Consider the following 14,486-nt stretch of genomic DNA (forward strand, 5'->3'; position numbering starts at 1 on the left):
GGTCTGCCTCCCGTCCCGACCCGCGTCATGATCTCGCACAGCGCCCGGTCGTCGAAGATGCGGTGGGTGGGGATCCGCACGGTGGTCCGGGTCCGGCCGGTGAGGGGGTGGCCGGCCAGGTTGACCCAGTAGCAGCAGTGTCTGAGGTCCAGGCGGTCGGGTCCGGCGCGCAGCCAGTCGTCCTGGGTCCTCGGCACGAGCATCACGACCAGGATCTTGTGCACCGACACCGGGGTGCGGGCGAGTTTGCGCAGGTGGTCGTTGTCGAGCGTGAAGGAGAAGGAGCGGCCCGCCGGGTTGGGGGCCACCTGGTAGGTGCACTTGAGCTGCACCTTGATGGTGACCTCGTCGTCGACGGTGTGCACGGGCGAGCCGTGGCTGACGTGCCAGTCGATGCCGTTGTCCGGGAAGGGCTGGGACAGCGAGCAGCCTGCCGCCGCCGCGACGGCGTGCAGATAGCCCACCTGCAGTGTCTCCATGCAGGCGGTGGTGGCGAGCGTGCCGCGAAGGGGGCCCGTGCGTCCGGGCAGCAGCCCGCCCCGCTCGGGCTGCGCTATCGCCATGACCAACAGCCTTCCGAACCAGGTGATTCCCCGTGACGGGCCGCTGAACTGCAAAGACCCGTACTTGTGTTGTGTCCTTCCGGCGTAGTGCGCAAACAGCCCGGGTATCACCAAACAGGCAGAAGACGGGACGTCAGCTGCCGGGCTTGACGGAGGAGTTGGGTAGGCATGACGTGCTGGTACGAGGGGCCCCTCGCGGCCTTCGACACGGAGACCACGGGCGTCGACGTGGAGAGCGACCGGATCGTGTCGGCTGCCGTCGTCGTCCAGGACGCGCCGGGCAGCCGGCCCCGGGTGACCCGTTGGCTGGTCAACCCCGGGGTGCCGGTGCCCGAGGCGGCGACGGCGGTGCACGGTCTGACGGACGAACACCTGCAGCGCAACGGCCGCTGGCCGGCGCCGGTGATGTACGAGATAGCGGAGGCACTGGCCGAACAGGCGGCGACGAACCGGCCGTTGGTGGTGATGAACGCGCCCTTCGACCTGACGCTGCTGGACCGCGAGCTGCGCCGGCACCGCGCCTCGTCACTGGACCGCTGGTTGCAGGCCTCGACCCTGCGGGTCCTGGATCCGCGGGTCCTGGACAAGCACCTGGACCGCTACCGCAAGGGCCGCCGCACCCTGACGGATCTGTGCGCGCACTACGAGGTGCCGCTGGAGGGCGCGCACGACGCGGCCGCGGACGCGCTGGCCGCCCTGGACGTCGTACGGGCGCTCGGGCGCCGTTTCGCGGCCCGGCTGGAGCGCCTCTCCCCCACCGAGCTGCACTCCCTGCAGGCGACCTGGCACGCGGCGCAGGCCCGAGGGCTGCAGGCGTGGTTCGCGCGCAGCGGTACCTACGAGATCGTGGACACCTCGTGGCCGCTGCGTCCGGACCTGCCGGCGGCGGCATGAAAAGAGCCGGTCCGCTGCTGCGGACCGGCTTTTCCCGGTGGGCGATACTGGGTTCGAACCAGTGACCTCTTCGGTGTGAACGAAGCGCTCTCCCACTGAGCTAATCGCCCGGGAACGCACTGAACAATACAGGTCCCCGCGGCTTTCCTTCAAACCGCTTCCAGGTGGGCGACGAGCCCGCGCCGTCCGGCGTGCATCATCCACCGGTGGTTGGCCAGGAAGACCGGCCGTCCGGGTACGGCGAAGCGCCGGAGCAGTGGTTTGTTCACCTCGGTGACCTGGTCGTAGCGGGCGAGGCTGCCGTCGCCGTGCGCGGTGACCGTCCAGCGCGCCCAGCCCTCCAGGTCACCTTCCATCGCGATCTCAAGCACCCCGGCCGCGGGGTCGCGCCGCACCTCGCGCGCGGTGAAGACCAGGTCGTACGGCAGCACCGCCCGGATCGTGATCACGCCGGTGGAGTCGTCGAGCCGGCGCACCTCGCGCACCTGGGGCCACCAGAGCGGATACTCCTCGGCGCGCTCCAGCGCGTCGTAGACGACGGAGGGCTCGGCGGGCAGGGACCACAGGCTGCGGAAGCGGTATCGGGTCCAGTCCATGGGGAGAGTCTGGCATCGGATCCGAGTACGTTTTGAGTACGTGTACTCATGTCGCGGCGCGTGACCGAGCCCACACTTCAGGCATGACGCACATCCCGCCCCCGGCCGAGGAGCTGCGGCTCATCGACGCCGAGCTGTGGCAACTGGACACCCGACGCAGCCAGTTGCTGGCCCGCCGGGCCTGGTTGGTCGCCGCGCTCCAGCCCCAGTGGCAGCCGCCGCAGCCGACCGGCCCGAGGCCCTCCGCATCCCCGCGCCGCGACGCGAGCGCACCGAGCGTGCAGAACGCGCTCCTGGTCCTCGGCGGTGTCCTGCTCACCGTCGCGGCGATGGTGTTCACGCTGGTCAGCTGGGGCCATATGGGAATCACCGGCCGCTCCCTGGTGCTCGGCGCGGTCACGGCGGCCACGCTCGCCGCTCCGCTCCCGCTGCTGAGGCGCGGACTGCGCTCGACGGCCGAGTCGGTGGCGGGCCTGGGTCTGGCGCTGACGGTCCTGGACGCGGTGGCGCTGCACGGGGCCGTGTTCGCGCGCACCCCCGGGGCGCCGTACACCGCGGTCGCCTCGGCCCTGCTGGCCGGGCTCTGGGCGGCCTACAGCCTGCTGCCGTACACGTCCGAGCTGCGCCTGCCGCGCCCCGCCGCGCTGGTCGCGGCCCAACTCCCGCTGTTCTTCTGGGCGGTGGCCGTGGACGCCGACGCGTACGGCGTCACGGCCGCGCTTCTGCTGACGGCCGCTCTCGACACGGTCGTGGCGCTCCGGATGACGTCCACACCCCTTCGTGTGGTCGCTGCGATCGGCGCGTACGGCACGGGCGGCACGGGCGTCCTGGCCGCCGGCTGGCTGACCTGGGCAGCCTCCGGCCCGAGCGCCGCCGCCCGTGCGGCGGCGCTCCTCCTCCTGGCGAGCGCCATCGCGCTGACCGCCGGATGGCGGGGCGGCCGTGGGGCGACCCGCGTGCCCGGCGAGGAGCAGTCCTTCGCTCTCGCCCTCACCGCGGGTCTGCTCGCGGTGACCGCCCTCGGCGGAGTGGCCCGGTCCGTGCTGCCCGGGGTGTGGACGGTCCCGGTTCATCTCGCTCTCGGCATCGCCCTGTTGGGGGTGCTGCGGCCGGCCCGGCTGCCGGAGACGGTACGGCGGGGTCTGCTGTGGGCGTCCGGAGCGGTGCAGGCGCTGTCCCTCCTGTGGACGCTGCCCGTCGTCGGCGTGGTCGTGCTGGGGCCGCTCTCCTGGGCCTCGCAGGCGTGGACCGGCACCCCGCCGGACGCCCGCGCCGCGGTGACGTCCCACCTGACCTGGCCGCCGTACTCCGGGACGGTCCCGCTGATCCTGGCGGCGCTGGCAGGCGTCCTCGCGCTGGTCGTCCGCGACACGACCTGGCGCCCGCGGGCCCTGACCGCCGCCGTGGGCCTGGCCTGGGGCGCGCTCCTTGTCGTTCCGGCCGTGCTCGAACTCCCCTACGCCGTGGGCCTGTTGATCCAGGGCGCGGCGACGGCGGGGGCCTTGGCGGCGGCTGTCGTGCAGGCCAGGCCCGTCGCTCTGGTCCCGGCGCTCGTCGCCTCCGTGAGCCTCGCCTTCCTCTCCCTCGCCACCCGGCCCGCGACCCTCACCACGCTGTGCGTCCTGGTCGCGCTGTTCGCGGCGGCCTCCTGGCGTGCCGCGCCCCTCACGGCACCCACCGCCCTCGGGTACGCCGTCGCCCTGGCCTGCGCGGCCGGCGCCGCCGCGGACTGGTCGGCCCCGCACACGGCCCTGCTGGTCCTGACGGTCCCCGCGGCCGCGGCCCTGCTGGCCTGGCGGCTGGCCGGCTCCCCCGCGACCCTGCCGATCGAACTGACCGGGGCCACGACCGCGCTCCTGGCCGTCGTCCTGGCCGCCGCCGACCCCTCGATGCTCGCCCTGGTCCTGGCCCTGTGCGCGGTGATCACCGCGGGCACGGCGATCCGCGAGGACCGCCGCCCCCTCGGCTACGCGGCCACCGCCCTGTTCCTCCTGGCGACCTGGGTCCGTCTGGCGGCCTGGGAGGTCGACATCCCCGAGGCGTACACGGTCCCGGTCACGATCCCGGCCCTGCTCGTCGGCCACCTCCGCAGGCGGCGCCTCCCGGAGACCTCGTCCTGGACGGCGTACGGCCCGGGTCTGGCCGCCACTCTCCTGCCGAGCCTGGTCATGGCCTGGGACGACCCCGACTGGACCCGCCCGCTGCTCCTGGGCCTGGCGGCGCTGTCCCTCACCCTGATGGGCGGCGGCTACAGCCTCCAGGCCCCCTTGGTCCTGGGCGGCTCGGTCCTGACCCTGGACGCCCTCCATGAACTGGCCCCGTACATAGTCCAGGTGGCGGACGCGCTCCCCCGCTGGGTTCCCCTGGCGCTTGCAGGCCTCCTGCTCCTCGCGCTGGGAGCGACGTACGAGCGACGCATCAGGGATGTCCGAAGGATGCGGGACTTCCTGGGAAGCCTGCACTGAAACCGCCGAGGGCTCGGGGAACTGCGCGACCGGCCACAACGGTCGCGCAGTTCCCCACAACCTCACCCCCTACGACGGCATCTTGTCCCCGAGAAGCGCCAGGTTCTCGATGGCGGCAAGCCCGTAGAGCGCGGTGTCATTCGTCGACACCCAGGCCGCCTCGCTGCCCGCCACCAGGGACACCGGCCCGCTCAGCGCCTCCGTCTTCCAGGGCGCCGACTCCTTGTACCCGTCGGAGTTGTAGAACTTGTCCCACGCGCGCGTGGCCAGCTTCGCGTCCCCGGTCTTGACGGCCGCGTACGCGTCCAGCCGCGAGTGGCCCTGGAACAGCAGCAGCGTCCCGAAGTTGGACCCGTACCGCGCCGCCTGCTCGGCCTTGGTCGCGTTGAAGTACCGGCAGTAGTCGAAGTACGCCTCGTTGAACTTCGGCATGTCGACGAGGTCGATGAGTTCGGCGCACAGCTCGTTGAGGCCGAACACGGCGGACAGGTGCGAGACGCCCACAACCGGCGCCGAGGCGACCGCGAACCTGCCCGTGTCGAGGTCGTACAGACCGCTGCCCTGTACGAACCCGTTGGGCTGGGCGGCGATGCCCTCCATCGTGGACAGCACGCGCGCCTTGGCCTTCTCCCACTTGGGGCCCTTGCGCTCCCACTCCGTCAGCCAGGCCGACACGAGCCCGCTCCAGTCCGTGCCGAAGCCGACCGACAGGGCGTGCCGGTCGGGCGTGTACGGCTCGGTGCGGATCTTGCGCAGCGGGTCCAGGACCAGGAACGTCTCGTCGGAGTCGACGTTGGCGTGCATGAGGTCGCCGACCCGCTCGTCCGCGGTGAGGAAGTAGTAGTAGCGGCGGTACGTCGTGTTGGCGATCCGCTGCTGCTTGGCGCTGTCGGCGTAGTGCTGCACGCCGTGCCGGGTGCCGAGCCCGGCCCACTTGCCGAGGTGGTAGACGTCGACCTCGCCGGTGTGCCGGGTCATGGCCTCGGCGAACCGGAAGATGTCCGCGCGTCCCGACCTGATGTATGCGAACCACAGCCAGAGGTCCGGCGACAGCTCGGAGTTGTCCCAGGCGTAGCCGCCGATGTCGTACCGCCACTGGTGCCGGACGGTGTCGTAGGTGTGCATGATGTCGCCGTAGTCCCAGAAGCCGTACCAACGGCGCTGCTCCACCTGGTCCTTGTAGTAGGTGAAGAGGAAGTCGAGGTGGTCCTCGATCCTCGCCTTGGCGGGCGTGGACCGGTCCGGCTCGGAGTACAGGCCGGGTCCGAAGACCTTCGCCTTGATGAGCTGCTTGGGCGGGGCGGCGAGCTGCGGCAACACCCGTACGGCCTCGACCTGTTGGGCCAGGGCCTCGGGGGACGGCGTCGACTCGTTGGCCCAGAACAGCAGTTCCGAGGTGCGGGCGATGCCGTAGGGCGTGCCGAACTCCGGCTCGTAGTCCTCGTAGGTGATGTTGAGGCCTTCGAGCTGTTCGGCGAAGGTGTCCTGGCCCATGCCGTCGTGGTAGAAGCGCAGGTCCATGGGCTGGGCCTCGGGCGACCAGAGCCAGAGGGTGACCTCGGCCTCGTCGGTCTGGGCGTCCCGGATGTCGAGCTGGGAGGGGTGCCGCTCCCAGAAGTCCCGCAGTCCGAAGGAGAGTCCGCCGCTCGCGCCGCCGACGTAACCGAATCCGGAGGCCCGCCCGCCACCGCCGGCGCCGACCCAGCCGTGCCCCTTCTTGGTGCGCTTGCGCAGGGTGAAGCCGTCGGCGGAGAGCTGGGAGAGGGTGTAGTCGCCCCACTCGGGGATGTACTGGAGGCGGGTGGTGACCCGCTGGTCCCAGGTGGACGGGTCGGGCAGCTTCTTGCCCGCGTACTGGGCCTCCTGCACGGCGATGCCGGGGTCGCGGCGCAGGCCGGTGATGCCCTTGACGGCCTCCCGCAGCAGTCCGGTGCCCTCGCCGCCGATGCGGATGTGGCGGTCGTAGGCCTCGTCGCGCATCGGCACGGTGAAGCGGACGCCGATGCCGCGGATGAAGTCGCCGCTCGCCTTGCCGGGTTCCTGGGTGCCGTCGAAGGTGATGGTGTGCACCATGCGGAAGGAGTCGGCACCGGCGTAGAAGTAGAGGCGGATCGAGAACGGTAGCCAACTCCGGCTGCCCTTGCGGTGCTTGCCGTCGATCCTGACGACCGCGCGGACCGGCCCGGACTGCTCGACGGTGACCGTGGAGACGGCCCCCTCGAAGCGCTCGGTTCTGACCGAGCCCTGGTCCTCGTCCTCGATCTCGGGCTGGCGGATCAGCACGAGCCGCCCGTTCCTGGCGATCTCCGTCGACCCGCGGGTGACCGACTTGATAAGGGTGGCACCCGACTTGCCGATCTTCGCGGTGATGACCCCGGTGGAGACGGTGATCGTGCCGCCGCTCTGGTCGACGGTGACCTTCTTGTCGGGTACGGCGCTCTCACCGGCGGTCAGCGACAGCTTGCCGTTGCCCGAGGCGACCGCGTGGGCGGTCCACTTGAGCGAGCCGTCGGGCCAGTACGCGATCGGCCAGGACTGCACCGGCACGGCCTTGCCGTCGGCGTCCTGGACCGCGAACCGCTGACCTTCCTGGTAGGTGCCCCGGGGCCAGGGCACCCCGACGGTGGAGCCGGGCGCGGCGCCGAGACCGCCGTCCTCCAGCCAGTCCAGGGTCACGGGCGAGTCGTCGGCCTCGGCGGTCGCGGGCGCGGCCTGCGCGGCCTTTGCTCCCAGGGCCCAGCTGAACTGCGCTGCGGCACCGGCGACGGCGGCCGCCTTGAGGAGGGACCTGCGGGGGATGGGGGACATGGCCGTTCCTTTCCATGGACAGACTGGACAGGCTGGTCAGGGGCATGACAGAGAGAGGTGCGACGCCGGGGCGCCGACCCGTGATGACAGAGGCACCGCTCGTCAGCGGCGCCGGTGGCGCTCCTCCACGGCCACGGCCGCCGCGGCGACAGCCCCGAGGACCGGGACCGCCAGCGGCGCGACGAACCCCGCGGACAGGGCGACGACGGCGAGGCCCGCGACGATCAGGAAGGACCCGGCGGGATCGCGCAGGGTCCGGCGTACGGCGTCCGCGAGCAGCGCGCGCCAGGAGGCGCCCGGAGCCCAGACCGCCGCCGCCCGCAGCCCGGCCACCGTAAGACCGAGCAGCGCGAACAGACCGACGGCCCCGACCAGCGGGCCGCCGGGGATCCCGGCCCGCGCGGCCTGGACGTCCACCCACACCGCGGCCGCCGCGGCCCACCCGGCGGCCCCGACGAGCCACCCGCGGCGCACGGCCGAACGGAAGTCCGCGACGAACTCCCGCCGGCCGCCGCCCTCGTGACCCGCGCGGCGGCGCAGATGCCGTGCCCCGGCGGCGAAGGCCGCCGGGTAGGTGACGAGACCGAGACAGGCCACCGCGATCCACACACCGGTGAGCAGGGACTCGGCGAAGAGGGCGAAGCGCTCGCCGCCGAACACGGTCGCCCTGCGGGCCTTCACACGCGCTTGCGCCATGCTGACCGCCTCACTTCAGTCCGGACGTGGCCATGCCGTCGATGAGGTAGCGCTGGAAGGCCATGAAGAAGGCGATGACCGGTACCAGGGCCACCAGCGACATCGCGATCATGCTGCCGTAGTTGGAGATGCCCTCCTGGTCGCGGAACATCATCAGGCCGAGCGAGACGGTGTACTTGGAGGGGGTGTTGAGGTAGATCAACGGCCCCATGAAGTCGTTCCACGCGTTGATGAAGGTGAAGATCGCGCTGGTGATGAGGGCGGGGCGGCACAGCGGCAGCACGATCGACCAGTACGTCCTCAGGTGCCCGCAGCCGTCGAGCTTGGCGGCCTCGTCCAGCTCGCGCGGCAGCCCGCGCATGAACTGCACCATCAGGAAGACGAAGAACGCCTCCGTCGCCAGGAACTTGCCGGCCACCAGCGGCACCAGCGTGTCCACGAGCTCCAGCTTGCGGAACATCACGTACTGCGGGATGAGCAGCACGTGGTACGGCAGCAGCAGGGTGCCGATCATCAGCGTGAACAGCAGGTTCCGCCCGGCGAAGCGGATCTTGGCGAAGGCGTACGCGGTCAGCGAGCTGGACAGCACCACACCGGCCACCGCGAGGCCCGCGTAGGTCAGCGAGTTCAGGAAGAAGCTGCTGATCGAGATGCCGGAGATGCCGTCGGCGAGGCCGGAGAAGTTCGCCCAGACCGGCTTGGCGGGCAGCAGGTCGATGCTGGCGACGATGTCCTTGCTCGGCTTGAACGAGGCACCGAGGACCCAGATCACCGGGTAGAGGACGACCGCGAGGACGGCGAGCGCGCCCACGTGCCAGGCGATCGATCCGGTGCGCCGGCGCTCGTTCGCGGTGCGCACCGCGGGGGTGCTGACAGTGGTCACTTGGCGGCCTCCTCGTAGTGCACCCACTTCTTCTGCGACCAGAACAGGACCGCCGTGACCAGCGCCACCGCGACCACCAGCGACCAGGCCATCGCGGCGGCGAAGCCCATCTGGGCCTCCTTGAAGCCCTTCTGGTAGAGGTAACAGGTGTAGACGAGGGTGGCGTCGGCGGGCCCGCACCGGGTGTCGGAGACGACGTAGGCGGAGCCGAACACCTGGAAGGCGTGGATGGACTCCAGCAGCACGTTGAAGAACAGCACGGGGGAAATCATCGGCAGCGTGATGTTCCAGAACCTGCGGAAGGGGCCTGCCCCGTCCACCTCGGCGGCCTCGTACAGCTCCCGGGGGACCTGCTTGAGACCGGCCAGGAAGATCACCATCGGCGCGCCGAACTGCCAGATGCTCAGGGCCACCAGGGAGTACAGGACGTAGTCCGGGTTGCCGATCCAGCCGCCCACGTCGACGCCGAAGATCTTCTGGGTACGGTCCACGATCGCGTCGTCGGAGAACAGCGCCCGCCACACGAAGCCCACGGAGACGCTGGCGCCGATGAGGGAGGGCATGTAGAAGGCGGCCCGGTACAGGCCCTGCCCGCGCCGGCTCTGCACGAGCAGCAGCGCGACGCCGAGAGCGAGCAGCAGCTTCAGCGGGGTGGCCACGACGACGTACTTGAGCGTGACCTCCACCGACTTCTGCCAGCGCGGGTCCTGGAACATCGTCGTGAAGTTGTCGAAGCCCACCCACTCGGGCGGGGTGAACAGGTTGTACCGGGTGAACGCGTAGTACAGCGACGCGATCATCGGCCCCGCCGTGAGCAGCAGGAATCCCGCGATCCACGGCGACATGAAGAGATAGCCGGCGAGGTTCTCGCGGCGCCGCCCGCGCCGCCCGGCGGCGGGAGCGGCGGGCCGCTTCCCGGCCGGGCGCACGGGCGCTTCCTTGACGAGCGTCATGGTGGTACGTCCCCTCAGCCCGCGAACGCGGCCTTGGCCTCGCTGAACAGCGACTTGGCGGCGTCGGCCGGCTTGGACTTGCCCTGGGCGACCTCACCGCCGAGGCGCAGGAACGCCGCCTCGATGACATCGGCGCCGGACGGGTGCGGGGTGATCTTCCCGAGCACCCCGGCCTTGGCGACCTCGTCCTCGTAGGCCGCGACACCCTTGTTGTTGGGGTCGGTGGGCTTGAACGCGTCGTACTGCTCGGTGGTGGCGAGGATGCCGCGGTCGTACCCCATGATCTTGCCGACCTCGGGGTCGTGGACCATGAAGGAGATGAACTGGGCGGCCTCCTTGGGGTGCTTGGTCCCGGAGAAGGCGCTGAGCATCAGCGAACCGAGGTACTGACCGGTGTTCTTCCCGTCCGTGGTGGGGATCGGCGCGAGCCCGTAGTCCGACTCGCCCTCGCCCTCGTAGCGGATGGAGAAGTTGTCCCAGGTGAACTCGGAGGCGGCGAGGCCCGCCGAGAGGCCGGACTTGGGCGCGACCTGCTCGATCTTCTTGGGGTCGGCGACGAGGCCGGACTTGACGCGCTTGTAGCCGTCCGTCCACCACTGCGTCAGGTCGTCCTGGGTGAAGCCGAGATCGGAGTCGGTGAAGAACGCCTTGCCGTTCTGGCGCAGGTACAGGTCGTAGAGGTACATGATGCCGAAGTAGCCGGTGTCGCCGGCGATCTTCAGCTTGTCCTGGACGGTCTGGAGCGCCTCGAAGTACTCGTCCCAGGTCCAGCCGAACTTCGCTTCCACGCCCGCCTTCTTGAAGGCCTTGAGGTCGATGACGAGCGACATGGTGTTGGCGCCTACCGGAACGCCGAGCTGCTTGCCGTCGACCTGACCGTTCGCCAGAACGCCGTTGCGGAAGTTGTCCAGGCTCAGATTCCCGGCGTCCGCCTGCTGCTTGAGATCCAGCAGAACACCGCGCTTGTCGTACTTGCGCAGGAAACCCACCGCATTCTGGAAAACGTCCGGCGGATTACCACCGGAGGCCTGGGTCTGGAACTTCTCCCAGAACGCCGCGTAGTCGGTGAATTCAGGCTTGATCTTGATCTTCGGGTACTTCTTCTCGAAGAGCGCGATCGTCTTCTTGATGGCGATGGTGCGCGGCTCGCCGCCCCACCACGCGTAACGCAGCGTCACGGTTCCGTCTCCCGAAGTGCCGCTGTCACCACCGCACCCCGTCGTCGCGGCCAGCCCCAGCGTCGCCGCTGTAGCCCCGGCCGCCTTCAGGATCGTTCGCCTCTCGACATTCCTGTTGGTTCCCACAGTCGGGCCCCTCCCCGCAGCGTCGCCGCCTGCATGAATCGTTTCAAGTAAGCGCTTGCTGGCACAAGGTACGGAGGCCCCGGAGGTGCGTCAATGATTCGGACAGGAATTTATTGAGAGCACGGTGAGAACGCGGAGCGCCTCCAACCGGCTTCCGGCGCCGACACACTGACGACGCCCCAGGTGGGAGACGCAGGATCGACCGATCGAACACGGCGCAGGCCGTCGTACGGGTTCGGCGGGCGGCCGAAAAAGGACGGGCGGCGGCGAGGTCCACTGCGGGCCGTCACGGAAGCGGAGCCGACCGCTCCCGCGCTCCGCACCGGTAGGCGCACACGCCGACGGCCCGTCCGCGATCTCGCGGGCGGGCCGTCGGTCCGGGTGGGCGATACTGGGTTCGAACCAGTGACCTCTTCGGTGTGAACGAAGCGCTCTCCCACTGAGCTAATCGCCCGGACGCAGGAAGAACATTACCCCATGTCAGGGGGTGCCTGTGACCAGCGGTGACAGCCCCGGCACCCCCGCTCGGCTCACTGGTCCTTGATGTTCCAGGGCATCTCGAAACCGAACTTCCAGAGGTAGACCCCGAGGATCACGCCGATGATCACCAGGCCGATCGAGGTCAGGATGATGTTGCGCCGGCGCACCTTGGGATCGAGGGCGCGCTGGGCCGCCTCGGTCACCTTGCGCTTGGTCCAGCGGAGCACGAGCTGGGCCCAGACGAACTCGGTCGCCCAGATCGCCATACCGCCGAAGATCACGACCCAGCCCGGTCCCGGCAGCGGCAGCATGATGATGCCGGCGACCACGACCGCGAGGCCGATCACGAAGACCAGGACCTGCCAGCTCAGGTGCAGCAGCCGCCGCGACTTGATGAATTCCGGCGCCCTGGAGCCGAGCCCCTGCTCGTCGGGCGCCTCGTCCACCTTCTCGCCGGCCTGCTCGTCGGATGCCACGGCAATCTCGCGCGGCTCGTCACTCCCCGTATTCATACAGCCGAACCCTACCGGAGAGAAACCGGTCACCGGAATGGTCGTACCACCCCAAGGGACCCTCGGCCGGAAGAGTTACGTAAAGGCACGCAAAACACTCAGAGGGGTTTACAACGGCACCGTAGGTGGCATGTCGATTTCGCCGACGTGCGAATCCCCGAGCGCACACTGAGCGAAAGGCCCTGGCGCTTATGAACACCACGGTCAGCTGCGAGCTGCACCTGCGCCTCGTTGTGTCGAGCGAGTCCTCCCTGCCTGTCCCCGCAGGCCTGCGGTACGACACGGCCGACCCCTACGCCGTGCACGCCACCTTCCACACCGGAGCCGAGGAGACCGTCGAGTGGGTGTTCGCCCGCGACCTCCTCGCGGAGGGCCTCCACCGGCCCACCGGAACCGGCGACGTCCGAGTCTGGCCGTCGCGCAGTCATGGTCAGGGCGTCGTGTGCATCGCCCTGAGCTCCCCGGAGGGCGAGGCACTGCTCGAGGCCCCGGCGCGGGCCCTGGAGTCGTTCCTGAAGCGGACGGACGCCGCCGTGCCCCCGGGCACGGAGCACCGCCACTTCGATCTGGATCAGGAGCTCTCGCACATCCTGGCGGAAAGCTAGGTCGAGGCCCCACAGAGCCGCCCGGCGCCGTCCACTCGGGGAGACGGCTCGGGCCGGTACAACCGCATAGGGAACGACAGGCGTCGTGGCTGCGGAGCGCTCCGCAGCCACGGCGCCTGTCGTGCGACCGGGCACCGGGGCCCGGCGAGCCGTTACCATCGGCCAGCATCGGCGGGCGTTCGCCCGACCCCCAGGCCAGGGAGCGAATCGTGCTGATCACCCACGACACCCGGTGCGCCCTCGACACCGTGGTCGATCTGGTGAACACCGCACCGGAGGACGACGCGTCGCCGGACGCGCTGCCGGATGTGGGAGCACTCGAGGATTTCGTACGAAACCACGAGATCAGTGACGTCGGGGTGCTCTCGGAGTTCGACCTGTCGGCCGTGCGCAAGATCCGCGGCCGGTTCGCCTCGGTCTTCGCGGCCCCGGACGCCCGGGCCGCCGCCGCGCTGATCAACGAGCTGGTCGCCGCCGCGGGCACCACGCCCCAGCTCACCGACCACGACGGCTACGACTGGCATGTGCACTACTTCGCGCCGGGCGCCTCCGTCGCCGACCACCTGGCGGCCGACTGCGGGATGGCGCTGGCGTTCTTCGTGGTGGCCGGGGAGCAGGAACGGCTGCGGCGCTGCGAGGCGCCCGACTGCCGACGGGCCTTCGTGGACCTGTCCCGCAACCGCTCCCGGCGCTACTGCGACAGCCGGACCTGCGGAAACCGTCTGCATGTGGCCGCCTACCGGGCGCGCCGCAAAGAGGCCGCGGGCTGAGAGCGGGCCGGAGTGCCGACGTGGTCCCCGGCGGGTGACGCCGGGGACCCACGGGTACGGCTCAGAGCAGCAGCAGGTCGTGCAGCGCAGCCATGAGCAGCAGACACCCGATCACCGCAAGGAAGATCATCAGCGGTGGCTGGGAAAGGGCGAAGAGGCATCCACGCGGCTCGTCCTGAGGCGGCGCGGTATCGCTCTGTTTGGTGTCCAGCATCTCGCGGCGATGATGGCGCAGTCGGCGCCCCCGACGCGATCAACACGCACGGAATGAGCGGTAGTTCGCCGGATTCCGTGATGTCCGTTTCGACTCGTGATCGCTTACGGGCCGGCTCGGATCCCCCTGCGAACGTTTCAGTTCCTCACGAGACCGTCATATGCCGTGCTTCTTGAGGATCGCCTCGATGTCGCTGAAGTCGTCCCCGGCGGGCTCGGTGGTCCTGGGCTTGCCCGCGGGGCGGTTCGCCGGGGTGCGCGCGGCCGGACCGAGGGAGGGCGCGGAGGCCGTGGGGGCCACCGCGTCCTGCCCGGCGGCACGGGCCGCCCGGCGCTCCTTGCGGGTGCCGCCGCGGCGGCGCTCCACCATGCGCGTGGTGGAGAACAGCACCCACGACACGCCCAGCACCACGAAGCCCGCCCAGGCGGTCGGGCTGAAGGCGGTGTCCGCGAGCCAGTCGACGACACCGGTCATCACCAGACCGAGCGGGACCAGGGAGTAGGCGGCGATCCGGGTAGCGGCGAGAAAACGCTTCCGGTACGCGGTGACCGCCGCGATGCCCAGGCCGGCCGCGGCGACGGCGGAACAGACGGTCTCGGCAATCATCCGGCCCTCCAGGCGTGGCTCGATCGGCAGCGTGCCGCTTCGTCCCTATCCATCCTGCACCTCCCGACCCCCACCGGGCCATGCTCCGGCAGGACATCAGGGACATCTCCGGGTCATCTCCTCCGCAGGTGCCGGTC

Annotated in this window: 14 protein-coding genes and 2 tRNA genes; 4 read left to right on the plus strand and 12 right to left on the minus strand. The window is 70.3% G+C overall.

What is annotated here, in order from left to right:
* Nucleotides 1–563: DUF4365 domain-containing protein (locus EHS43_RS20665; protein ID WP_148104066.1), on the minus strand; the 563-nt coding region annotated here is incomplete at its 3' end.
* Between the two features lie 168 nt (nucleotides 564–731).
* On the opposite strand from EHS43_RS20665, the gene EHS43_RS20670 reads away from it, so the two are divergent.
* Nucleotides 732–1,457, plus strand: a complete 726-nt coding sequence (locus EHS43_RS20670) for a 3'-5' exonuclease (RefSeq protein ID WP_125192254.1) — start codon at nucleotides 732–734, stop codon at nucleotides 1,455–1,457.
* 38 nt (nucleotides 1,458–1,495) lie between these two features.
* Here the strand turns inward: EHS43_RS20670 and EHS43_RS20675 are convergent.
* Together EHS43_RS20675 and EHS43_RS20680 are read right to left on the minus strand one after the other, a co-directional pair.
* Nucleotides 1,496–1,567, minus strand: a tRNA-Val gene (locus EHS43_RS20675).
* 39 nt (nucleotides 1,568–1,606) lie between these two features.
* Nucleotides 1,607–2,053, minus strand: a complete 447-nt coding sequence (locus tag EHS43_RS20680; protein ID WP_125192255.1) for an SRPBCC family protein — start codon at nucleotides 2,051–2,053, stop codon at nucleotides 1,607–1,609.
* Nucleotides 2,054–2,136: 83 nt separating this feature from the next.
* On the opposite strand from EHS43_RS20680, the gene EHS43_RS20685 reads away from it, so the two are divergent.
* Nucleotides 2,137–4,518 carry an SCO7613 C-terminal domain-containing membrane protein gene (locus EHS43_RS20685; protein WP_125192256.1) on the plus strand — a complete coding sequence of 794 codons (2,382 nt, stop codon included), beginning with the start codon at nucleotides 2,137–2,139 and terminating at the stop codon, nucleotides 4,516–4,518.
* Nucleotides 4,519–4,587: 69 nt separating this feature from the next.
* Here EHS43_RS20685 and EHS43_RS20690 read toward each other — a convergent pair whose 3' ends face one another.
* The 7 genes from EHS43_RS20690 to EHS43_RS20720 all read right to left on the minus strand — a co-directional run bounded on the left by EHS43_RS20690 (nucleotide 4,588) and on the right by EHS43_RS20720 (nucleotide 12,154).
* The gene (locus EHS43_RS20690; protein ID WP_125192257.1) at nucleotides 4,588–7,326 is read right to left on the minus strand and encodes a Tat pathway signal sequence domain protein; all 2,739 of its coding nucleotides are present in this window, start codon (nucleotides 7,324–7,326) and stop codon (nucleotides 4,588–4,590) included.
* Nucleotides 7,327–7,428: 102 nt separating this feature from the next.
* Entirely contained in the window at nucleotides 7,429–8,022 is a 594-nt protein-coding gene (locus tag EHS43_RS20695) for a hypothetical protein (protein ID WP_185806332.1), read from the minus strand.
* Between the two features lie 10 nt (nucleotides 8,023–8,032).
* Nucleotides 8,033–8,905 carry a carbohydrate ABC transporter permease gene (locus tag EHS43_RS20700; protein ID WP_125192258.1) on the minus strand — a complete coding sequence of 291 codons (873 nt, stop codon included), beginning with the start codon at nucleotides 8,903–8,905 and terminating at the stop codon, nucleotides 8,033–8,035.
* A complete protein-coding gene (locus tag EHS43_RS20705) occupies nucleotides 8,902–9,858 on the minus strand; it encodes a carbohydrate ABC transporter permease (protein ID WP_125192259.1) in 957 nt (318 codons plus the stop codon). Before EHS43_RS20705 ends, EHS43_RS20700 begins: the two co-directional genes overlap by 4 nt.
* Before the next feature lie 14 nt (nucleotides 9,859–9,872).
* Nucleotides 9,873–11,162 (minus strand): extracellular solute-binding protein, encoded by a 1,290-nt coding sequence (locus EHS43_RS20710; RefSeq protein ID WP_125192260.1) that lies wholly within the window; start codon nucleotides 11,160–11,162, stop codon nucleotides 9,873–9,875.
* Nucleotides 11,163–11,544: 382 nt separating this feature from the next.
* Nucleotides 11,545–11,616 (minus strand) — tRNA-Val (locus tag EHS43_RS20715).
* Between the two features lie 76 nt (nucleotides 11,617–11,692).
* Nucleotides 11,693–12,154: a TIGR02611 family protein gene (locus EHS43_RS20720; protein ID WP_125192261.1), complete on the minus strand. Its 462-nt coding sequence runs from the start codon at nucleotides 12,152–12,154 to the stop codon at nucleotides 11,693–11,695.
* Nucleotides 12,155–12,345: 191 nt separating this feature from the next.
* Here EHS43_RS20720 and EHS43_RS20725 point away from each other — a divergent pair, with 191 nt between their 5' ends.
* Both EHS43_RS20725 and EHS43_RS20730 read left to right on the plus strand, forming a co-directional pair.
* Nucleotides 12,346–12,759: an SsgA family sporulation/cell division regulator gene (locus tag EHS43_RS20725; protein WP_004002642.1), complete on the plus strand. Its 414-nt coding sequence runs from the start codon at nucleotides 12,346–12,348 to the stop codon at nucleotides 12,757–12,759.
* Between the two features lie 209 nt (nucleotides 12,760–12,968).
* Nucleotides 12,969–13,529, plus strand: a complete 561-nt coding sequence (locus EHS43_RS20730) for a CGNR zinc finger domain-containing protein (protein ID WP_125192262.1) — start codon at nucleotides 12,969–12,971, stop codon at nucleotides 13,527–13,529.
* 61 nt (nucleotides 13,530–13,590) lie between these two features.
* Here the strand turns inward: EHS43_RS20730 and EHS43_RS46545 are convergent, their stop codons facing one another.
* Entirely contained in the window at nucleotides 13,591–13,743 is a 153-nt protein-coding gene (locus tag EHS43_RS46545; RefSeq protein WP_167348056.1) for a hypothetical protein, read from the minus strand.
* Between the two features lie 156 nt (nucleotides 13,744–13,899).
* Nucleotides 13,900–14,349, minus strand: a complete 450-nt coding sequence (locus tag EHS43_RS20735) for a hypothetical protein (protein ID WP_125192263.1) — start codon at nucleotides 14,347–14,349, stop codon at nucleotides 13,900–13,902.
* Nucleotides 14,350–14,486 lie beyond the last annotated feature (137 nt).

The sequence above is a fragment of the Streptomyces sp. RP5T genome, assembly GCF_003933965.1.
GTDB lineage: Bacteria > Actinomycetota > Actinomycetes > Streptomycetales > Streptomycetaceae > Streptomyces.

What these genes read in the sequence shown, in the direction of transcription:
- EHS43_RS20695 (WP_185806332.1), bottom strand. Translation starts at nt 8,022, where the DNA reads ATGGCGCAAGCGCGTGTGAAGGCCCGCAGGGCGACCGTGTTCGGCGGC.
- EHS43_RS20720 (WP_125192261.1), bottom strand. Translation starts at nt 12,154, where the DNA reads ATGAATACGGGGAGTGACGAGCCGCGCGAGATTGCCGTGGCATCCGAC.
- EHS43_RS20725 (WP_004002642.1), top strand. Translation starts at nt 12,346, where the DNA reads ATGAACACCACGGTCAGCTGCGAGCTGCACCTGCGCCTCGTTGTGTCG.
- EHS43_RS20735 (WP_125192263.1), bottom strand. Translation starts at nt 14,349, where the DNA reads ATGATTGCCGAGACCGTCTGTTCCGCCGTCGCCGCGGCCGGCCTGGGC.
- EHS43_RS20685 (WP_125192256.1), top strand. Translation starts at nt 2,137, where the DNA reads ATGACGCACATCCCGCCCCCGGCCGAGGAGCTGCGGCTCATCGACGCC.
- EHS43_RS20690 (WP_125192257.1), bottom strand. Translation starts at nt 7,326, where the DNA reads ATGTCCCCCATCCCCCGCAGGTCCCTCCTCAAGGCGGCCGCCGTCGCC.
- EHS43_RS20670 (WP_125192254.1), top strand. Translation starts at nt 732, where the DNA reads ATGACGTGCTGGTACGAGGGGCCCCTCGCGGCCTTCGACACGGAGACC.
- EHS43_RS46545 (WP_167348056.1), bottom strand. Translation starts at nt 13,743, where the DNA reads ATGCTGGACACCAAACAGAGCGATACCGCGCCGCCTCAGGACGAGCCG.
- EHS43_RS20680 (WP_125192255.1), bottom strand. Translation starts at nt 2,053, where the DNA reads ATGGACTGGACCCGATACCGCTTCCGCAGCCTGTGGTCCCTGCCCGCC.
- EHS43_RS20705 (WP_125192259.1), bottom strand. Translation starts at nt 9,858, where the DNA reads ATGACGCTCGTCAAGGAAGCGCCCGTGCGCCCGGCCGGGAAGCGGCCC.